General features: G+C 68.2%; 20 protein-coding genes. 13 read left to right on the forward strand and 7 right to left on the reverse strand.

Annotated features, from left to right (window positions below; genetic code table 11):
• Nucleotides 1–38: 38 nt before the first annotated feature.
• The 6 genes from LOK46_RS32285 to LOK46_RS32310 all read left to right on the forward strand — a co-directional run bounded on the left by LOK46_RS32285 (nucleotide 39) and on the right by LOK46_RS32310 (nucleotide 6,023).
• Nucleotides 39–722: a type 1 glutamine amidotransferase domain-containing protein gene (locus LOK46_RS32285; protein ID WP_273565212.1), complete on the forward strand. Its 684-nt coding sequence runs from the start codon at nucleotides 39–41 to the stop codon at nucleotides 720–722.
• A gap of 123 nt (nucleotides 723–845) precedes the next feature.
• On the forward strand, nucleotides 846–1,739 hold the full coding sequence (locus LOK46_RS32290; protein WP_273564953.1) for an AraC family transcriptional regulator: 894 nt from the start codon (nucleotides 846–848) through the stop codon (nucleotides 1,737–1,739).
• 183 nt (nucleotides 1,740–1,922) lie between these two features.
• Nucleotides 1,923–2,405 (forward strand): (2Fe-2S)-binding protein, encoded by a 483-nt coding sequence (locus LOK46_RS32295; RefSeq protein ID WP_273564954.1) that lies wholly within the window; start codon nucleotides 1,923–1,925, stop codon nucleotides 2,403–2,405.
• On the forward strand, nucleotides 2,402–4,666 hold the full coding sequence (locus tag LOK46_RS32300; protein ID WP_273564955.1) for a xanthine dehydrogenase family protein molybdopterin-binding subunit: 2,265 nt from the start codon (nucleotides 2,402–2,404) through the stop codon (nucleotides 4,664–4,666). The genes LOK46_RS32295 and LOK46_RS32300 overlap by 4 nt, the downstream gene beginning before the upstream one ends.
• Nucleotides 4,667–4,668: 2 nt before the next feature.
• On the forward strand, nucleotides 4,669–5,268 hold the full coding sequence (locus LOK46_RS32305) for an Isoquinoline 1-oxidoreductase subunit (protein WP_273564956.1): 600 nt from the start codon (nucleotides 4,669–4,671) through the stop codon (nucleotides 5,266–5,268).
• A gap of 320 nt (nucleotides 5,269–5,588) precedes the next feature.
• The gene (locus LOK46_RS32310; RefSeq protein WP_273564957.1) at nucleotides 5,589–6,023 is read left to right on the forward strand and encodes a tautomerase family protein; all 435 of its coding nucleotides are present in this window, start codon (nucleotides 5,589–5,591) and stop codon (nucleotides 6,021–6,023) included.
• Nucleotides 6,024–6,051: 28 nt separating this feature from the next.
• On the opposite strand, the gene LOK46_RS32315 is transcribed toward LOK46_RS32310, so the two are convergent.
• Nucleotides 6,052–6,615, reverse strand: a complete 564-nt coding sequence (locus LOK46_RS32315) for a TetR/AcrR family transcriptional regulator (protein WP_273564958.1) — start codon at nucleotides 6,613–6,615, stop codon at nucleotides 6,052–6,054.
• A gap of 110 nt (nucleotides 6,616–6,725) precedes the next feature.
• Between LOK46_RS32315 and LOK46_RS32320 the strand changes: the two genes are divergently transcribed.
• The 3 genes from LOK46_RS32320 to LOK46_RS32330 all read left to right on the forward strand — a co-directional run bounded on the left by LOK46_RS32320 (nucleotide 6,726) and on the right by LOK46_RS32330 (nucleotide 9,211).
• Nucleotides 6,726–8,135 carry an amidase gene (locus LOK46_RS32320; protein WP_273564959.1) on the forward strand — a complete coding sequence of 470 codons (1,410 nt, stop codon included), beginning with the start codon at nucleotides 6,726–6,728 and terminating at the stop codon, nucleotides 8,133–8,135.
• An 81-nt stretch (nucleotides 8,136–8,216) separates the two neighbouring features.
• Nucleotides 8,217–8,525 (forward strand): hypothetical protein, encoded by a 309-nt coding sequence (locus tag LOK46_RS32325; protein ID WP_443192921.1) that lies wholly within the window; start codon nucleotides 8,217–8,219, stop codon nucleotides 8,523–8,525.
• Between the two features lie 170 nt (nucleotides 8,526–8,695).
• On the forward strand, nucleotides 8,696–9,211 hold the full coding sequence (locus tag LOK46_RS32330) for an STM3941 family protein (RefSeq protein ID WP_273564960.1): 516 nt from the start codon (nucleotides 8,696–8,698) through the stop codon (nucleotides 9,209–9,211).
• Between the two features lie 45 nt (nucleotides 9,212–9,256).
• Here LOK46_RS32330 and LOK46_RS32335 read toward each other — a convergent pair whose 3' ends face one another.
• Nucleotides 9,257–10,486 (reverse strand): winged helix-turn-helix domain-containing protein, encoded by a 1,230-nt coding sequence (locus LOK46_RS32335; protein WP_273564961.1) that lies wholly within the window; start codon nucleotides 10,484–10,486, stop codon nucleotides 9,257–9,259.
• A 436-nt stretch (nucleotides 10,487–10,922) separates the two neighbouring features.
• On the opposite strand from LOK46_RS32335, the gene LOK46_RS32340 reads away from it, so the two are divergent.
• Together LOK46_RS32340 and LOK46_RS32345 are read left to right on the forward strand one after the other, a co-directional pair.
• Entirely contained in the window at nucleotides 10,923–12,884 is a 1,962-nt protein-coding gene (locus tag LOK46_RS32340; protein ID WP_273564962.1) for a HEAT repeat domain-containing protein, read from the forward strand.
• A 73-nt stretch (nucleotides 12,885–12,957) separates the two neighbouring features.
• Nucleotides 12,958–13,449, forward strand: a complete 492-nt coding sequence (locus LOK46_RS32345; RefSeq protein ID WP_273564963.1) for a GNAT family N-acetyltransferase — start codon at nucleotides 12,958–12,960, stop codon at nucleotides 13,447–13,449.
• A gap of 172 nt (nucleotides 13,450–13,621) precedes the next feature.
• Here LOK46_RS32345 and LOK46_RS32350 read toward each other — a convergent pair whose 3' ends face one another.
• From LOK46_RS32350 to LOK46_RS32360, 3 genes are all read right to left on the reverse strand, one after another.
• On the reverse strand, nucleotides 13,622–14,341 hold the full coding sequence (locus LOK46_RS32350) for a Crp/Fnr family transcriptional regulator (protein ID WP_441011847.1): 720 nt from the start codon (nucleotides 14,339–14,341) through the stop codon (nucleotides 13,622–13,624).
• Between the two features lie 196 nt (nucleotides 14,342–14,537).
• Nucleotides 14,538–14,789 (reverse strand): DUF6894 family protein, encoded by a 252-nt coding sequence (locus LOK46_RS32355; protein ID WP_273564965.1) that lies wholly within the window; start codon nucleotides 14,787–14,789, stop codon nucleotides 14,538–14,540.
• A gap of 184 nt (nucleotides 14,790–14,973) precedes the next feature.
• Complete coding sequence (locus tag LOK46_RS32360) at nucleotides 14,974–15,705, reverse strand: Crp/Fnr family transcriptional regulator (RefSeq protein WP_273564966.1); 732 nt, start codon at nucleotides 15,703–15,705, stop codon at nucleotides 14,974–14,976.
• On the opposite strand from LOK46_RS32360, the gene LOK46_RS32365 reads away from it, so the two are divergent.
• Nucleotides 15,698–16,177: a DUF6894 family protein gene (locus tag LOK46_RS32365; protein WP_273564967.1), complete on the forward strand. Its 480-nt coding sequence runs from the start codon at nucleotides 15,698–15,700 to the stop codon at nucleotides 16,175–16,177. The genes LOK46_RS32360 and LOK46_RS32365 overlap by 8 nt on opposite strands.
• Before the next feature lie 282 nt (nucleotides 16,178–16,459).
• Here the strand turns inward: LOK46_RS32365 and LOK46_RS32370 are convergent, their stop codons facing one another.
• A complete protein-coding gene (locus LOK46_RS32370; RefSeq protein ID WP_273564968.1) occupies nucleotides 16,460–16,735 on the reverse strand; it encodes a DUF6894 family protein in 276 nt (91 codons plus the stop codon).
• Nucleotides 16,736–17,433: 698 nt separating this feature from the next.
• Here LOK46_RS32370 and LOK46_RS32375 point away from each other — a divergent pair.
• Nucleotides 17,434–18,408, forward strand: coding sequence for an HWE histidine kinase domain-containing protein (locus LOK46_RS32375; protein ID WP_273564969.1), 975 nt, complete (start codon nucleotides 17,434–17,436; stop codon nucleotides 18,406–18,408).
• Between the two features lie 66 nt (nucleotides 18,409–18,474).
• Here LOK46_RS32375 and LOK46_RS32380 read toward each other — a convergent pair whose 3' ends face one another.
• Nucleotides 18,475–18,870, reverse strand: coding sequence for a response regulator (locus LOK46_RS32380; RefSeq protein ID WP_273564970.1), 396 nt, complete (start codon nucleotides 18,868–18,870; stop codon nucleotides 18,475–18,477).
• Nucleotides 18,871–18,873: the final 3 nt, after the last annotated feature.

The following is an 18,873-nucleotide window of genomic DNA, read 5'->3' on the forward strand; positions in this document are numbered from 1 at the left end:
CGACAACCTTTCACCCCCACTGACCACGGAGAGCAATGATGAAGATCCTGATGGTGCTGACCTCGCACGACCGACTCGGCGACACCGGCCGGAAGACCGGCTTCTGGTTGGAGGAGCTCGCCGCGCCCTACTACGTGTTCAAGGACGCGGGCGCCGAGGTGGTCCTCGCCTCACCCAAGGGCGGCCGTCCACCGCTCGACCCGAAGAGCAACGAGCCGGGCTTCCAGACCGACCAGACCCGCCGCTTCGAGGCTGATGCCGAAGCCAACGCGGCCTTGTCGGCCACGGTCAGACTCGACGCCGTCGGCCACGACGGCTTCGACGCCGTGTTCTACCCCGGCGGGCACGGGCCTCTCTGGGACTTGGCGGAAGACCCCGCCTCCGTCCGGCTGATCGAGACGACGCTCGAGGCTGGCAAGCCCGTCACCCTCGTCTGCCATGCTCCGGGCGTGCTGCGCCACGCGAAGGCGCCCGACGGTCGATCGCTGGTCGAGGGCAAGGACGTCACCGGCTTCACCAACACCGAGGAGGAGGCGGTCGGCCTCAGCCAGGTGGTGCCCTTCCTAGTCGAGGATGAGCTCAAGCGGAACGGCGGTCGGTTCTCCAAGCTCGGCGACTGGCAGGCCTACGTGGTCGCCGACGGCCTGCTGATCACTGGTCAGAACCCGGCCTCGTCCGGGCCCGCAGCCCAGCGGCTCCTCGATCAGCTGGCAAACGGGTGACGCGCTTCCGGCGAGGTCCCGCCAGCGCGCGGATGACGCCGGAACCTTCATCGAGTGGCGGTGGTCGCGCGACCACCGGCACGTCCACCTCAGAGGACAGAGGATCATTCCATGGCTACGCCATTGGAGACGTTCCGCCAGCTGCGGGACACCTACAAGTTCCCGTCGCCGTCCGGCTTCGTCGACACGGCCACGCCTCGCATCAAGCTCTTCTGGTCCACCGAGAAGATCGACAGGACGCCGCTGCTGCCCGATCTGGGCATCGTCATCATGCTCAGCGGGCGGAAGACCGCGTACCTGGACGACAGGCAGGTCGACTACGACGAGGACAACTACCTCGTCGTCAGCGCTCCCGTCCCGTTCGAGTGCGCGAGCAACGCGACCGAGCGCGAACCCCTGCTGGGGATATCCGTCGACATCGATCTTCCGACCCTCAACCGCTTCGCAAGCATATCCGGCGCAGTCCCGCTCGATGCCGCGGATGCTGCGGAGGAGCCGACGATCCTGCCCCTGGGTCTCCGGCCGACCCCCGTCGATGCCGGGCTGTCGGACGTCAGTCGGCGCCTTGTTCAAACGCTGTTCTCGCCGAGCGACACGCAGGCGCTCGGCACCTCCCTCGCCGACGAGGTCGTGTACCGGGCGCTGAAGGGCAGACAGGGCCCCACGCTGCTGGCCCTGACCAACCAGTCGAGCCAGCACGCACGCATCGCACGCGCGATCTCGCGGATACGCCGGAACGTCGCGGCGCCGCACACCGTGGACGACCTCGCGCTCGAGGCCGGCATGAGCGTCAGGAGCTTCCATCGCGCCTTCGTGGCGGTCACGGCTCTGCCGCCGCTGCAATACGTCAAGGTCGTCCGCCTGAACCTGGCGATGAACCTCCTCCGAGGCGGCACCCGCGACGTGGGCAAGGTGGCGCGAGTGGTCGGCTACGAGAGCAGCTCGCAGTTCAGCCGGGAGTTCAAGCGGCACTTCTCGATGTTGCCGGGCGATGTCCGCGAGGGACGGGGTTCCTGAGCTGCCGACGGCGCAGCAGGCGCGAGCATGTCGGCAGGGGCGGCGCACTTTGGCACGATCAGGCGAACGATTGGCAGGATCGGGTGAGCCAAACTCTAGCGGAAATTATATCGATAATGACAGAATCGGTCTTCTTGATCGCACGTACCGGCAAGACCACAAGCCTATAGCTGGAGGCGCGGTTTGATCTCGTTCTCGGTCAACAAAGTCGATGTCCATGTCGACGCGCCCGGCGACACGCCGCTACTCTGGATTCTGCGGGGTCGGCTGGGGCTGACAGGCACCAAGTTCGGGTGCGGGATCGCGCAGTGCGGGGCCTGCACCGTCCACGTCGATGGTCAGGCCCGGCGATCCTGCGTCACCCCGGTGGCGAGCGTCGGCGGCAGCGCCGTCACGACGATCGAGGGGCTGGCCGCGACAGCGGGTGCCGGCGGAGAGCTCCACCCGCTCCAAAAGGCCTGGATCGCGGCCCAGGCTCCGCAATGCGGCTACTGCCAGTCCGGGCAGATCATGCAGGCCGCGGCCCTCCTGAGCGAGAACCCCGACCCCTCCGACGACGACATCAGCCAGGGCATGGCCGCGAACCTCTGCCGTTGCATGGCCTACCTCCGCATCCGCAGGGCGATCAAGCTCGCGGCCAGGGCGCAGAACGGAGGCCGCGGATGAGCGGGCGCGACATCACGCGGCGCTGGTTCGTCGCCTCCATCGGCAGCGCGGCCGTCGCCACGGGCTTCCTGCCGGCCGCCGCCAAGGCGGACCCGCTGTTCGGCGGCGCCTCGTCCGGCGGCTACAACCCGACGCTCTGGTACGAGGTCCGCGGCGACGGCCGCATCCTCATCCACGTCACCAGAGCGGAGATGGGCCAACACATCGGAACGGCGCTCGCGCGGGTCGTCGCCGAGGAGCTTGAAGCGAGGTGGGACCACGTCGAGATCGTCCACGTCGACACGGACCCGCGCTGGGGCGTGATGATCACGGGCGGCTCCTGGTCCGTGCACAAGAGCTTCGACCAGCTGAGCCGCGCGGGTGCGGCCGGCCGCATCGCGCTGCTGGAGGCCGGTGCGAGGATGCTCGGGGTGCCCGCGAAGGAGTGCGACGCCCGCGACAGCGAGATCCGACACATTTCGCGCTCGATCGGCTACGCGGACATCGTCGCCTCAGGCGAGGTCACGCGCCAGTTCACGGAGGCGGATCTCGCCTTGATCACCCTCAAGCCGGCCTCGGAGCGGCGTCTTCTCAACCACGACACCGCGGCGCGCGACGTGCCGTCGAAGGTCAACGGCACCGCCGTCTACGGCATCGACCGGAAGGTCGACGGCATGGTGTTGGCCAGGCCCGTCCTGCCGCCGACGCGGTATGGCAACAGCATCCTCAGCTGGGACGACACGGCCGCGCGCAAGCTCCCCGGATACCTTCGCACCGTGGTCATCGACGATCCGACGCGGACGTGCCAAGGCTGGCTCGTCGCCGTGGCGGAGAGCTGGCCCATCGCGGCCCAGGCGGCCGATCTCGTCGAGGTCCGGTACAAGTCCCAAGGCGGCGCGGCGAGCGACGAACAGATGCTCGCGGAGGGCGCGCGCCTCATTGAGAATCCGAACACGGGCGGCGTCTTCCATCAGGACGGCGATCCCCTGACCCGGATTGCCGAAGCCCGTGAGGTGCACGAGGGCCTCTATCGCACGCATACCGCCCTGCACATGCACCTCGAACCGCTGAACGCCCTGGCTTGGCAGGACGGGAAGACGTGGCGCGTGCATGCCGGCAATCAGTGGCAGTCGATCACGCTGCCGCTCGTGGCCAAGGCGCTCGGGATCAGCCAGGCCGACCTCGTCTTCGAGACCTCCTATCTCGGCGGCGGCTTCGGCCGGCGGCTGTACTGCGAGTTCATCGTCCCGGCGGCGCTCGCCGCGAAGGCGATGGGTCGGCCGGTCAAGCTGATCTTCGCGCGATCCGACGACACCAAGTTCGATCAGCCGCGATCCCCCACCGTGCAGAGAATCCGCTCGGTGACCGATGGCAAGGGTGCGCTTCTCGCCTACGACCACAGGTGCGCGGCGGGCTGGCCGACCGACTCGATCTCCCCGGCGGCTCTGGAGCCCAGCAAGGACGGCAACGGGACGGTCGATCCATTCGCGATCAGCGGCGCCGACCATTGGTACGACTCGGAAAGCCAGCGGATCTGCGCGATCCGCAACGACCTCGTCCACACGACGCTGCTGCCCGGCTATCTGCGCTCCGTGGCGCCCGGCTACACCACCTGGGCGGTCGAGACGCACATCGACGAGCTCGCGCACGCGCTCGGCCGGGATCCGGCCGAGTACCGCCTCGCGCTCCTCAGCGCCAAGGGCCGCAACGGCGGAGCCGCGCCGCACGCAGTCGGCGGGGCGAACCGGCTGCGTGCCGTCCTGGAGTGGGTGCTGGAGAGGTCCGGCTGGTCCAACCGCCACGCGCTGCCCTCCGGCAAGGGAATGGGCCTCGCTCTCGGCACCGGGCAGGAGCGCGAGATGCCGACCTGGATCGCCACCGTCGCGCAGGTCGCGGTCGACGGTGCCAGCGGAACGGTCAAGGTCGAGAAGCTGACCTCCGTGTTCGATGCCGGCACGCTGGCGCATCCCGACGGCGCGATGGCGCAGGCGGAGGGCAGCGTCCTCTGGGGGCTGTCGCTGGCCATGTTCGAGGGCACGGAATACCAGAAGGGCCTGCCTCGGGATCTCAACCTCGACAGCTACACGCCGGTGCGCATGACCGACGTGCCGGAGCTCGACATCGAGTTCCTGCGCAACGACCACATGCCGGTCGGCCTGGGCGAGCCCGGCGTGATCTCCGTCGCGCCCGCCATCGGGAACGCGATCTTCGCGGCCGTGGGCGCGCGCGTCCGCGATCTTCCAATCCGGCCAGAGGCGGTTCGTGCCGCGATGGGAGCCTGAGCATGCGCGTTCTGTTCGTGTCGGCGGCTGCGGCGATCACCGCGACCGCTGCGCTCGCCGCAGGCGCCGAGTTGCGAAGCCCCGAAGCCTTCGAGACGATCCAGGACAGGACCGAACGGTCCGTCGCTCTGTTCAACGAGATGGCGAAGGTGATCACGCACCCGCGCTGCATGAACTGCCACCCCGCCGACAACATCCCCAGACAGGGCGACGAGAGACGGATCCACCGTCCCCTGATCGTCCGGGGCGGCGAGGCCAGTTTCGGCCCCGCCGGCTTGCACTGCAACGCGTGCCACGGATCCGAGAACGTGGCGGTTCCCGGTCAAGGCAGGGACATACCGGGACACGAACCTTGGCTGCTCGCGCCCGCCAGCATGGCCTGGATCGGTCTGTCGGTCCCCGAGATCTGCGTGCAGCTCAAGGACCCGGCCCGGAACGGCAACCGCTCGCTGGCGGACATTCACGAGCACCACGCGACGGACGGCTTGGTCGGATGGGGCTGGCATCCCGGCAAGGGGCGTGAGCCGGCACCCGGGACGCAGGCGATCTTCGGCGAGCTGACGCAGGCGTGGATCGATACCGGGGCCGCCTGCCCGAAGTAGCACCCTCGAACAGGACGGCTTCATGGCGGCGAACACCGTCCGCTACGACCCGTGGAGGCTGACCGTGATCGCCATGGATGGCAGCTCCTCATCCTTGCCGTGACAGACATGGCCGAAGGCCGCGCGGCGGGCGCTTCGCATGACAGGTTGGCTGCGGCGTTCGATGCGAGATCATCGGAGCGTGGGCCCGGCCGAGGGCCAACTGCGGCGGGAGACGTCGGTACGGCCGGCCAGGGGAGCTCGTGCAGTCCAATCGTCCGCCCTAGTTTCCTAGTCGGGCAGATGGGCCCGCCAAGCGCCACCGATGACGGGGAATGCGCATGCCGACCTACGTCGTCTCGACCGCGAAGGACATTACGCCCGAACAATGCGCGAGGATCGCCGAGAGCATCACCGTCATCCACTCGGTCGAGGCGACCGCGCCGCGCTACTTCGTGCAGGTCATCTTCAACAAGGTCGAACCGGGCTCGATCTTCATCGGCGGCAGGGCCGCTTCACCCGACCACGTCTGGGTGCGTGCCGACATCCGCGCGGGCCGAACCCGGGAACAGAAGGCCAGGATGCTCCGGCGCATCGTGCAGGAGACGAGCGACATCCTCGCCGTCACGGACCAGGACGTCTGGGTCTACATCTCCGATATCCCTGCGCACGGCGTTCTGGAGTTCGGCAACGTGCTGCCTGAGCCGGGCGAGGAGGAGAAGTGGCTCGCATCCTTGCCCAGCGACCTACGCGAGAAGCTCAGGAAGGCGGTCTGACAGGCGGCTTGGCCCGGCGCTTCGAGCCTCACGCCGGCAGAAATCCCGACGCGCGATAGCTCTCGATCAGGGCGTCGAACTGCGAGATGTCCGACCGGCTCCTGGCGTACAGCTGGGCGCCGGACACTGCGGCGAAGATGGCTCGGCCGCGCGCCTCGCTGTCCTCGGGCTTCACCACCCCCGCCATGACCAGCACCTTGCCGAGCCACGCGATGTTGACCTCGGCGAAGCCTCGGGCCTCCCGCTGCACGATCTCCGGCAGGTCGGCGTACTCCGCCGACATGAAGCTGCACAGGCAGAGCCTGTTTCCGTCCTCAAGCGACCGACGGAAGGTGCTGGGGTAGAGTTGCAGGCAGCGGATCGGGTCGCCGGTCTCCTCCAGCATCGCGTCGAGCTCGGCCGCCGTGTCCTCCCAGTAGCGTCTGGCCACCGCGGCGCCGAGGTCCGCTTTGCTGGCAAAGTGGTGGTAGATGCTCGCCGCCTTGATGCCGACGTCGGCGGCGAGGTCGCGGTAGCTCAGGCCGCCATAGCCGTGCGCCTGCGCCGTCTTCCTCGCGGCGGCCAGGATCGCCTCCCTCGCGTTTGTACTCACAGCTGCCACCACCGCCGCACCTTCTCGAACCTACCAATCGTTAGTTAGGGGTTGACCGCCCGGAAATCCAGTCCTATCTTTGCCTACCTAACGACAGATAGGTTAATGACATGACGCAGGACATCATCTTCTCGGATGCCACCGGACTGGCCGAGCTGATCCGAACGAAACAGCTCTCGCCCGTCGAGGCCGTCCGAGCTCACCTCGACCGCATCGAAGCGGTCGATCCCGAGGTCAACGCCATCGTCACCGTCGCGGAGAACGCGCTCGACGCCGCAAAGCGGGCCGAAGCCGCGATCATGGCGGGCGAGATGCTCGGGCCGCTGCACGGCGTGCCGTTCACCGTGAAGGACTCGATCGACACCGCCGAGGTGCCGACCCAACGCGGCTCGCCCATCTTCAAGGGCCGGGTTCCGGATGCCGACGCGACCAGCGTCGCGCGGATGAAGAGGGCCGGTGGCATCCTGCTCGCGAAGACCAACCTTCCCGAGTTCTCCTACTGGATCGAGAGCGACAACCTGCTCTCCGGCCGCTCGAACAATCCCTGGGACCTCGAGCGCACACCGGGCGGGTCGAGCGGCGGCGAGTCCGCGGCCATCGCGGCCGGCATGTCGCCGCTCGGCCTCGGCACCGACCTCGCAATCTCCGTGCGCGGACCGGCCGCTCAGACCGGCATCGTCTCGCTGAAGGCGACCCACGGGCGCGTGCCGATGACCGGCATCTGGCCGCGGGCGCCGCGCCGCTTCTGGCACGTCGGCCCGATGGCGCGCAGCGTCCGCGACCTCGCGCTCGCCTTCTCGCAACTGGCCGGACCCGACGGACTGGACAGCTTCGCGACCAGCACCGTCCCGTTCGACGCCGGCATCGGTGCCGCCCCTGACCGCAAGCTCCGCGTCGGCTGGATGGTTGGGCCGGGCTTCGGGCCCATCGACACGGAAGTCGCGGCGACCGTGCGGGCGGCAGCCGAGGCCCTCAAGGGCGCGGGGCATCGCGTGGAGGAGGTGCGCATCCCGGCTCTGGAGCGCGACTTCGCCCTCGACGTGTTCAACAAGCTCCACGTCATGGAGATGAAGCCGGCGTTCCGCGAGGCGACCGCGGGCCGTCCCGACGCCGAGATCTACAAGATGGCCAGGACGATGCTGTCGCTGCCGGACACGTCGATCGAGGATTACGTCGCGGCCGAGCAGGCGGCGGAGCGGCTCCGGGACGGCTACGCCGCCTACTTCCGGCAGTACGACGCGCTGATCACGCCCGTGCTGCCAATCCCGGCGCACAAGCACGGTATCCGGGAACTCGTCGTCAACGGAGAGACCGTCGATCTCACCTACCTTCAGGGCGCGACGGTGCCCCTCAACGTGACCGGCCTGCCCGGCCTGTCGATGCGGTTCGGGACGAGCCGCGAAGGTCTGCCGATCAACGTGCAGATCGTGGGGAGCTGGCAGGCGGAATCCACGATCCTGCACGTCGCCTCCCTGCTGGAGGGCATGAGCTCTGTCCGCGACCTGCACCCGAACCTCTGACCGGGACGGGCTGACGTCGATCACCGCGGGGGCGGCGTCTTCGGCCGCCCCCGCGGCGACACGGCTGCCGAGGAGTATGCCGTGGCCAATCCCCTGCCCGAACCGCTGACGCTCGACGCGCTCACGCTCGAGAGCCGCATCCTCGTCGCGCCGACGTGCCAGGACTCGGCGCGCGACGGCGAGGCCACCGGCCGACACATGATGCTGGGGCGGCTCACCATGTCGGGCGCCGGCCTGCTCACCCTGGACGCGACCGCGGACTCTCCCGAGGTGCGGATCATCGCCCGGGATCTCGGCCTCAACAACGACGGCCGTGAGCGGGCGCTCGGCCGCAGCGATTCCGGTCTGAATCCAGATCGCCCTTGCCGGTTGCGGGGCCCCGGACCATGAGACGCGGCGGGTCAGGACTCGCTGAAGAATTCCGCGCAATCCGCAGAGATCCGCGACACGCCTCCAGCGACGAAACCGGCTTTGCGATCGCTTCGGAGCGGGCGATAGTTCCTGGCCCGAGGCGCGGCGCCGGGCGCTGGGCCGCCCGTCGCATTGCGGAGTTCGCCTACGTGGATGTCGTCGAGATCTATCGCTCGCCGTGGCGGACCCTCGGCCTCCTCCTAGCCTGTGCGGGCTTCACGGCATTCGCGGGGTGGCTGATCTATGCGCACCCGAACATCGGCCACAGGGCCGTGACGCCCGGGAGCTTCAGTGAGTTCGAGGCCTATGTCGGCGTCGCGTTCTTCGGCCTCTGCACGGTGCTGATCCTCCCCAAGCTGTACCAGTCGAAGCCGGTTGTGTCCGTCGGGCCGCGCGGGGTCTATGACCGCAGGCTATCGACCGATTGGATCCCGTGGGAGACGATCCGCAGCGTGACGCCGATGCAAATCCAGCGGCAGCGCATGCTGGTGCTGGAAATCGACCCGGCGGCCGAGGCGGATCTGCCTTGGACGAAGGGTGCGCGTCGCAAGGCCCGACTGAACGGGGCTTTCGGGCGGTCCGGCTACTGGATGGCGGCGGCCGATCTGCGCGGCGGCTTCCCCGCATTGGCCGAGGCCGTACTCGCTGGCCGACGGGGCGCCTAGGCCGGGGCTTGCCAGCGATCGACCTCCATTCCGTCGGTTCGCCGACTATCGCGCCGCCCGCACGCCACGCCGCGACTGGGCCGGGCGTTCGCGGCTCTCCAGTCCGGCGGTCTGCGGAACCACGACTCCGGACAGGCCGAGCCACGCCGCCATCGAGCCCAGCTCCCCGAGCAGCCGCTCGATCGTCTCCGCCGGCGCCGCGGGCTCGAGGTGCGCGCGCAGGACCATGAGCGCGCCGGCCTTGCGGTCCGCCTTCAGGTCTACCCGGGCGACGAGCGCGCCGTCCATGAGGAACGGCAGCACGTAGTAGCCGTGCTCGCGCCTGTGAGCGGGTGTGTAGATTTCGAGGCGATAGCGGAACCCGAACAGCCTCTCGATCCGCGGACGGTGCCAGACGAGGGGATCGAACGGCGATAGGAGGGCGGCGCGTCCGTGCCTGCGGCTGGGCCGCGCATCTCTGTGCAGATAGGCCTGCTGCTGCCACCCGCGAACGGTGACCGGGACGAGGACGCCCGCCTCGACGAGCTGCTCGATGGGAAGGCGCGCATCGGCCGGCGAGAGGCGGTAGTAGTCGCGCAGGTCGTTCGCGGTCGCGACGCCGAGCGCCTCCGCGGCTCGCGCGACGAGTTCGCGTCGGGCATCCACGGGGTCCGGGGTCGGTCGTGCCAAGACGGACCGCTGCAGCACGCGCTCGGGCAGGTCGTAGACGCGCTCGAAGCTGCCCCGCCGGTGCGTCGACGCGACCAAGCCAGCCCAGAACAGCCATTCGAGCGCGTGCTTGGCGTCGCTCCAGACCCACATGCCCTTGGACGCTCTCGGACCCGAGACGTCGGAGGCCGCCAGCGGTCCATCCCGTCCTATGCGCGCGAGCAGAGCGTCGGCCTCCGCGCGCCGCTCGCCCGCGAACGGTCCGAGCCGGCTCCAGACGCCGCGGCCTTCGCGGGCGCGGTCCATGCGCCAGCGCAGCAGAGGATGAAGGTCGATCGGCAGGAGGGAGGCCTCGTGACCCCAGTACTCGAAGAGGCACTTCGAGCTGGCGACCGCCAGGTCGTCGAGGACGCCGCGGTCGTACGGCCCCAGGCGCGAGAACAGCGGCAGGTAGTGGGCGCGGACGAGCACGTTCACGCTGTCGATCTGAAGCAGGCCCAGCCGGCCGATTTCGCGGCGCATCGAGGCGGTGCCGACCTCCGGCGGGCGCCGACGCGAACCGAAGCCCTGGGCCGTCAGCGCGATACTGCGCGCCTCCAGATCCGACAGTTCGGTTGTCAGGGCCATTCTCCACGGCACGGGCAGTCGCGGCGGAAGCGCGTAGGGATCCGGAACACGCCTGGGCGCTCACCTCAATCGCGCGATAGCAGCTTGTTCCCTGGCGCCTCAAGGATTACCAACGGAATTCGCGGAGGGCATATACTTCTGCAAATCAAATCACGTCGAGGTGGCGGCATCCATTATGACTCGGCAGATTGCTGACAGTATAGATTTGGGGTCCGGCACGTTTTTTCTATACCCGATGGTCTCTCTGCTGCCGCCCGGGCATCCCCGTTTGGATTACTGTGAATTCAGCCGGAGGGGCAGCACCGCTAACTACAGGGGCTACACGGCCAGGTGGGCCATCGCGGGAGCGCACCTTTACCTGCACGGGTTCGGCGGAGAAGCGGAGGACGGTTTCGGCCCGAGCGTCCGGAGTAAGCGGCCGAAGCGACAGATCGGCATGCTCGACGTCCATGAGGTCGACACGCCGGTGCCGGCCTCATGGTTCTCCGGCGATCTCTACTGTCCGTCAGGCAACGCCCCGGGCACCCGATGGGATCAATTCACCCCTGAGGAATTCCTCCTGTTCAGGATCGTGCGCGGCAGGGTGGTCGCGCGCATGACGGCGCCGAACACCGGTGAAGAGGTGGACGCGTATTTCGACGCCGCGACTCCCCTGCTGGATCGGTTCATCGAGGCCGGTGGTGCCTTCTCCCGCGAGATCGCACCCGGGCCCTTGGAAGGACTGGCGGAAGCGCTGCACGATCGCGGAGACACGGTTGCCCGTCGGCATCTCGCCGGCCTGCTGTGGCAGGCGGGTGCGGCCGATCTGCGGGCGCTGGTCCCGGCGCTGACATCGGTCCAGGAGCCCGACGTTCTGCGGTGGATCGGTTACGCGCTGAGCAGGATCGGACCCGACGCCGCGGTCGCGATCCCCGATCTGATGCGCGTGCTGGCTGAGACCGACGACGCGGAAGTCGCCAGGGCCATGGCGTACGCGCTTGCCGGCATCGGGCCGGCCGCGGCACACGTCTTCCCGTCGGCAATACCGCTCGTCCTGACGCGGTGCGGACAGCAAGCGGACCGGCAGCTCGAACTGTTCGTCCACAACCTGGAGCGCGCCGGTCCACAGATGATCGACGTGCTGATCGCCGGCATGCTCGCTGCCCACGATACCAAGGTCGCCTACGATATCGCCTTCGCCCTCGGTCGGATGGGCCTCGCCGCCGTCCTGCCGCTCTACGTGGCGCTCGCGACCGCCGGCGACGATCGGCAGAGGTCGGTGCTAGCCCGCGCGCTCGGCCGGATCGGTCCGGATGCCGGCATGGCCTTGGACCTGCTCCTCGATAGGCTGCGGCAGGCAGGTGACGACGCTGTACGCAGCACCATGATGGGTGCCGTGACCGAGATCGGCCTGCGGTCGCCGGCCGACCTTCATTCCCTCCGCACGGTCTTCCGTGCCACGAACACCGAACGCGTTCTTCGAAGCGCCGCAGAAGCGGCCGCCACCCTCGGAACTGACGCGCTGGGCTTCCTCCTCGAGGAGTTCGAGGCCGGCGGCCCCGCCGCCAGGATCCCGATCGCGAAGGTGCTCGGCGACTTCGGTGCGGAGGCCGCCGCAGCCGTCGACGCTTTCGCCCTGGCGGCTGAGAGCTCGCCCGACCGCGCGCTGCTCGACGCTCTGACTCAGGCCCTGGCGAAGATCGGAGCGCCCGCGGATGTGCTCTTCACCGCGAGGATCAGGGCGCTGCTGCATGTGCCCGGTGGGTACTGGGCGGATGACGGCCTGACCGGCATGCAGAAGGCGCTGGACGCCGGCCTGCGTCTGCCAGAGCATCACGTCCGGGATCTGGTCTCGGCGCTCGTCAGATTCGGAGCCTCGTCGATCGGGCGCCCGATTGCCAAGATGCTGGGCTCGACTGGCAGGCACGCGGCCGAGCCGCTTCTGAGCGCGCTCGACCGGGTGCAGGATCCAGACACGCGTACGGTGATCTTCTATGCGCTGGGCCTGGTCGGCGAGCCGGCGCAGGCCGCCATGGACGACGTCGTGATCGCCTTGTCGACGGCCGACAACGATCGGCTCCGCCTGCAGCTCGTCGACGATCTCGTCCGCATGGGCCAACCCGACGAGAGGCACATGGCCACCCTCGCGGACGTGCTGGTTCGATCGTCGTTCCGTCCGGTCTGGTGGCGCCTGGGCCTCGTCCTCGCGGGCTTCGGGGCGCCGGCGGTCGTCACGCTCGTCCGGGTTCTGGATGATGCATCGGATGACGGGCTATGCGCCGCCATGGAGAACGCGCTCCTCGAGGTCGCCGCCGCGGATGCCGCTGCCAGAGCCGCGCTGCTCGCGGCCGTCCGACACGGGGCGCGTCCGCGGACGAAACGCGCGATCCAGGCTGCCTTGAACCAATCGAGCCGATGATGGATGGGGGGCGTCCGGCGAGGTCTGATGCGGGAGGTGGGATGCTCGAGGACGGTCAGCCGACGAGACGGTCATGACATCGCTGCGGGAGATCTCATCGGCGGATGTCGCGTCGATCCTCGCCCTGAACAGCGCGCACGTGGCCGAACTCTCCCTGCTCGACGAACAGGGACTCTCCGAACTCGTGGCCGGAAGCTTCCATGCGCGCCGGACTGGTCGCGAAGAGGCATTCCTGATTGCCCTCGACGAGCGGCACCCGACCTATGCGAGTCCGAACTACCTTTGGTTCCGGCGCCGCTACCGCCGCTTCGTCTACGTCGACCGGATCGTCGTTGCGGAGCACGCCCGCGGCCGCGGGCTCGCGCGTACGCTCTACGAGGACCTCTTCCGGCAGGCGTCTGAGGCCGGCCACGATCTGATCGTGTGCGAGGTCAACTCGGTGCCGCCCAACGCGGCCTCGGACGCCTTCCATGCACGGCTCGGCTTCGCGGAGGTCGGCGCGGCCGTCATACACGGCGGCGCCAAGACGGTGCGCTATCTCGCCCTCCGCCTGCAGGCGGTCTGATCCGGTCGAAGCCGATGGCGGGTCAGGATGACGACGGCATCCGGTTGAGCCCCGCCGGAGGTCTCCCGCCGGGGTGCTGCTGAACGACCGGGCTGGGCGGATCTCCGGCGGTCGGCTTCCTGGCTTCGCCCTCGAGAAGCGGAGGTTCGTCGGACCCCGTGCGGGGCGGATCTCACGCAGCCACCGGCTTCTCCAGATGGAGATACGTGGGGTCGAACTCGGCAACCCGCAGAAGCTCGTCCCAGGCCTCGATGACCAGCGTGCTGCTTCGGAGCGTGATCAGGGCCAGGCCGCGCATGTCCCGCAATACGCGATTGACATGCACGGGCGTGAGACCCAGCGCGTCGGCCAGGTCGTTCTGGGTGGTCGGCATCCGGCAGCGAAAATCCCCCGCCAATCCCACCGCCTGAAGCTTCAGGTACATCTCGCAGAACAGGTGCGCGATCCGCTCGAACGCCGAGCGACGCCCCAGCCCGGTGATCCACTCGCGGAAGATCCCGGCGTCCACCAGGGTGTCGCGCCACAGGAGCGCGCCGATGCTGGGGAAGTTCACCGTCAGCTCTCGCAGGCTCTCGTGTGGGATGAACGCGACGGTCGCCTTCGTCACCGTAGCGAGGCTATGGTCCATGGTGGGCAGGTGGAGGGTCTGCAGATCCGGGACATCGCCGGCGATGTGGAACGACAGGATCTGCCGCCTGCCTTCATGCAGCAGCTTGTAGCGGCACGCCCAGCCATCGAGGATCAGGCAACAGTGCGAGGGCCTGTCGCCGTCGCGCACGATGTCCTGCCGTGCGTTGAGGGTTTGGGTCCTCACGGGCAGGCCCTGGATGGCCTGACGCTCCACATCCGAGAGGGTCCCGATACTCTCCAGCTTGCGCAGGAGCATGGCCATGGAATGCTGGTCGGAACTCGGGGGCATGTGGCCTCGCCTTGCATTGCAGGTGGAAGCACACAGCTCTCCCAGCCATCGGCACCCGGACTCGCGCCGCCGATGATGGAGGCAGCCTAGAACACAGATCAAAGTAGCCGTATTACCTACGCTAGCTTGGCCGTTGATCGGCGCAGAACGATCCTCCCTCTCCGATCAATCAGGCATCGGGCGGCGAAATTTTCCATTCCCCCGCGAGGGTCAGGGTCGCAACGTAGAGGAGGGCCGCCTTCTCGTCCCGGATCGAGATCTTGAACACGCGGCTCTCGCCGTCGGGGATCTGTTGCTGCGCCATCTCGCGCAACGCCCGCTGCGCGAGGTCCCGCGCGGCTCTGACGCCTGCAAATTCGCGCCCGGTGTCGTCGCGGACCGGCAGAAGGCCGTCGTCCGTATCGAAGTAGTAGCGTGGCATTCGGAGACTCCGTCGGCCAAGAGCGGGAGCACGTGCATCCCCCAGCCGTTGACGCTCGGCAGATCCTGCCAACGATAATGGCTCATGCGGCGATCTTCGTCGCCGAGCAACAACATGAGCAACCTTGACCGCAGACAGGTAAGAGCGCCGAATACGGCGGTGGGCAACCTGATCGATCGCGCTGCTATGCGGAATGGCCGCCCTCCGGCCGCTGAAGGTGGAGGTACTTGGGATCGAACTCGGCGAATGCCTTCAGCCGCTCGACAGCCGGGATGTGCAGCCGTTTGCTCTTCCACTCGGCCAGCCCTTTGACGCGCAGCTCCCTGAGGACGCGGTTCACATGCACGTCGGAGACCCCGAGCGCGTCAGCCAGATCCGCCTGTGAGATCGGGAAATCGAAGCTGTCCTCGCTCGCGCGGCCGACCGCCTGCAGGCGCACGAGCAGCTCGCAGAACAGGTGGGCCATCTGTCGATCGGCCTCACGCTGGCCCATGTTCACGAGCCATTCCCGCAGTGTGCCCTCGTCGGCCAGGGTTGCCCACCACAGCGCCCGCGTGATGCGGGGCTGATGCGCGGTCAGGTCGTCGATGGTTGCGCGGGGGATGTCCACGACGGTGCAGCCCCAGCCCGTGCCGATACTGTGGTCCATCTCACCGAGGATCGCGACGTGCAGGTCGCAGAAGTCGCCGGGCACCAAGAAGGCCATGATCTGGCGCCGTCCGTCCGGCAGGAGCTTGTAGCGGCATGCGAAGCCCTCCATGACGAGGTGCACTTCCTCCGGCCGCTCACCCTCGCGGATGATGTCCTGTTTGGCGCCCACGTGGCGTGTCCGAGCGGATAAGTTCCGCAGAAGGGCGCGATCCTCGTCGTTCAGGTCGGCTCCGTGTTCGAGCTTCATGATCAGCGGGTTGGTCATCCTCTCCTCCGAACGCGCGACCGCGCTGGAGCGCAGCGCCGTGGACCTCCTGCTCTGCGCCGGCCAGGCGCTCGGTCCGATCGGAACCGACACGGCCACTCAGCAAAACGGCAGCGGCGGGCGCGTTCCATCACCCTCAGAGGTCGGGCAGCCTCGACCTGGAGCGAACCCAGGCCCGCGCGGGTGGTTTCCCGGCCATGACCGGAATGACGGGGATGCCGTGCCACGCTACCTGATCGACACCAATGACGACGACACCTTCGTCGAGGACGACGTCGGTCAGGATCTGCCGAACGCCGAAGAAGCTCGCAAGGCGGCCCACAGGGCTCTGACGGACATGGCGCGGGATAAGATGCCGGATGGGGACGGGCGGACGTTCTGCGCCAGCGTGCGCAACGAGGCAGGCACCGTCATCTACAAGGCAACGCTAACGCTCGATGGCGAGTGGAAAGCCGAACCTCAATTCCAGTGACGCCCCGGTACGACAGCCGTAGGCGGCCACGGCCACCCGCCGAAATAGTTTCATCGATGCTTCGTGCGGCGCAGCATGGCGGCCTCGATATCGGATTTTCGAACCCTCGCGCGCGGTCGGTCGACACTCAATCGACCGCGGCCTGCAAGCTGCCGTCGTATTCCCGGCCTGCTCCGAACATGCGGACGATCCTCGGACATCTCTGACACCAGCCATCTGCGGCTACCGTTCGACGCTGGATCCGGGTGGCGCGCCGCGACGAAGACCCGCGGACGCAGCACCCTATCGCCGAAACGGATCCAGCGACCTGCCGTGTCCGCCCGTCAGGACCGGAGATAGCGTCGAGAAGAGGTCGAAGCGGAATAGAGTGAGGCCCCGCTCGTCCGTCACTTCGATGTGCCATTCGTCGCTGAGGGCAATCCGATGAGCTTCGTCTCTGAGGATGGAACCGGCCAAGTTGATTGCTGCGACCCGAGCGTCCTGCCAGTTGGCTAGCTCGGTGCCGGTATCGTCGGGTGCGCTGACACCATCGTAGACGTTGAAGAAGAATCGACTCACCGAGATCTCCGCGTCTCGGGCGAAGATCGAAGTCTTCACCACCTGGCCGGCCCGCAGCGGGTTCCGATCGAGCCGCGTTGTTGCACGAGATGCGCACCGCTTCCCTCGGCCACGTTAGAATTCCTCGACGCCGCGCTGGCGTGCCGCATCGTGAGCATCATCGGCACGGTCGCCGACCGTCTACGCGCGAGGACTTCGATCCGAGGTGCGGCGGGTCGGATCCGAATGGCCGGTTCCGAGACGGATCGTCCGCGGTCTCGCGCCGGATCTCGGTGACCGAGCAATCCGTGAGCGTGGCGGTGTCGGCTTCACCGCGTTGCCCCTCAGGATCGGCGACTCTCCACGCGTCCGAGACGCGCAATGGCCGTTGGCACGAGCGGGATATGGCCGAACGCTGTCTGACTGCTTCCGCCGGTCAGGCACAGGAGAGTGGAGCTCCTACGCGGGTCGGGCGATCGCGTCGAGGACACCTGAGGTCATCCGTCTGCGCCTCCGCTCACTGGGCTAGCGTCACGAGGCCTCTGCTCGCGCCGAGAACTGCGTCACTTCGCTCGTCACCCAGCAAGGCGGAAACCGTGCATCCACGCGAGAGTTGCAACCTACATCAGACTCCCGGCGGCCGATCGTCCTGGGCCAGGGTCCATGGCCAGGACTTAGCGCGGGATGGTGCGTCGCGTCGGGAAGAGAAAAGGCGGAACGTGGCCAACCTCAGGCTCCTCCAGGCGGCGGTCGAGGCGACCGCGGAGGCCATCCTCATCACCACGGCGGACCTCGACGAGCCAGGCCCCGCTATCGTCTACGCCAACCCGGCCTTCACCCGGCTCACCGGCTACGCGGCGGAGGAGGCGGTGGGGCGAAGCCCGCGTTTCCTCCAGGGGCCCGGCACCGACCGCGCAGTTCTAGACAGGACACGCGCGGCGCTCTCCGCCGGCGAGCCGTTTCAAGGGGAGACCCTCAACTACCGCAAGGACGGATCGACCTACCTGGTCGAGTGGCTGATCACGCCGGTTCGGGACGAGGACGGGCGCGTCACCAACTGGGTCTCCGCCCAGCGTGACGTCACGGAGCGACGCTCCTTCGAGGACCGCCAGGCGCTCATGGTCCGCGAGCTTCACCACCGGGTGAAGAACACCTTGGCCACCGTCCAGGCCGTGCTCAACGCCACCCTGCGCTCGTCGGTGACGATGGGCGAGTTCTCCCGGGCCTTCACCGGCCGGATCGTGTCGCTCGCCAGGACGCACGCGCTGATCACCGAGGATCAGGCCCAGGTCGCCTCGTTCGAGGGCCTGCTTCGCTCCGAACTCGACCCCTACAACGAGCGCGGCCGCATCACCCTCGAAGGCCCGAGGCTCAAGCTGCCCTCGGAACTGGCGGTGCCCGTCAGCATGGCCCTGCACGAGCTGACCACCAACGCGCTCCGGCACGGAGCCCTGGCGCACCCGGAAGGTCGGATCGCCGTGACTTGGCTGGTGGAGGACGACGGGAGCGGGCGGCGCCTGGCCTGGACCTGGAACGAGCATGACGGACCACCGCCGGCTCTGCCGACGCGAGAAGGTTTCGGCATGCGGTTGCTCAACAAGATCCTCACCGCCCAGACGGCCGCGGAGGTCGATGTCGCCCGCGATGCCGACGGTCTGCGTATCAACGTCCGAGTCCCGCTCTCGCAGGACTAGAGGACCGAGGCCGGGAGGCCGGCCGGGACACCGAGTAACCGCGGAAGGCAGGCAAGGCTCGAGGCGTCAGGCTGCCGAAGCGTGCCCGGCGAAGTCCCGGATGGCCGCGACCATCGCCCCGCCGTCGAACGGCTTGCCGAAGTAGACCCCCCGTGCCGGCATCGAGGTCGCGCGCGGCGGCCGCGGCGCCGAGGAGGTCAGGATCATCTCGATGGGGGGCCAGCGGTCGCGGATCAGGGCCGCCAGCTCGAGGCCCATCACCGACCCGCGCGTGTCGAGGTCGCCCACGACGACACGGATGTCCGACCGCTGCTCCAGGATGCGGATTGCCTCGCAGGTCGTGCGCGCCTCGACCACGTCGCAGCCGGCCGCCTCGATGTAGTCTGACAGGCTCATCGCCAGCAGGGGATCGTCCTCCAGGAGAAGGACGATGGGGCGGGTGACCCGATCGTCGTTTGTCACATC

Origin of the sequence: Methylobacterium sp. NMS14P, from assembly GCF_028583545.1 — a bacterium.
GTDB lineage: Bacteria > Pseudomonadota > Alphaproteobacteria > Rhizobiales > Beijerinckiaceae > Methylobacterium.

Bases quoted from the DNA above. Each gene is read 5' to 3' on its own strand.
- LOK46_RS32285 (WP_273565212.1), top strand. From the start codon at position 39: ATGAAGATCCTGATGGTGCTGACCTCGCACGACCGACTCGGCGACACC.
- LOK46_RS32300 (WP_273564955.1), top strand. From the start codon at position 2,402: ATGAGCGGGCGCGACATCACGCGGCGCTGGTTCGTCGCCTCCATCGGC.
- LOK46_RS32305 (WP_273564956.1), top strand. From the start codon at position 4,669: ATGCGCGTTCTGTTCGTGTCGGCGGCTGCGGCGATCACCGCGACCGCT.
- LOK46_RS32310 (WP_273564957.1), top strand. From the start codon at position 5,589: ATGCCGACCTACGTCGTCTCGACCGCGAAGGACATTACGCCCGAACAA.
- LOK46_RS32320 (WP_273564959.1), top strand. From the start codon at position 6,726: ATGACGCAGGACATCATCTTCTCGGATGCCACCGGACTGGCCGAGCTG.
- LOK46_RS32335 (WP_273564961.1), bottom strand. From the start codon at position 10,486: ATGGCCCTGACAACCGAACTGTCGGATCTGGAGGCGCGCAGTATCGCG.
- LOK46_RS32340 (WP_273564962.1), top strand. From the start codon at position 10,923: ATGCTCGACGTCCATGAGGTCGACACGCCGGTGCCGGCCTCATGGTTC.
- LOK46_RS32345 (WP_273564963.1), top strand. From the start codon at position 12,958: ATGACATCGCTGCGGGAGATCTCATCGGCGGATGTCGCGTCGATCCTC.
- LOK46_RS32350 (WP_441011847.1), bottom strand. From the start codon at position 14,341: ATGGCCATGCTCCTGCGCAAGCTGGAGAGTATCGGGACCCTCTCGGAT.
- LOK46_RS32355 (WP_273564965.1), bottom strand. From the start codon at position 14,789: ATGCCACGCTACTACTTCGATACGGACGACGGCCTTCTGCCGGTCCGC.
- LOK46_RS32360 (WP_273564966.1), bottom strand. From the start codon at position 15,705: ATGACCAACCCGCTGATCATGAAGCTCGAACACGGAGCCGACCTGAAC.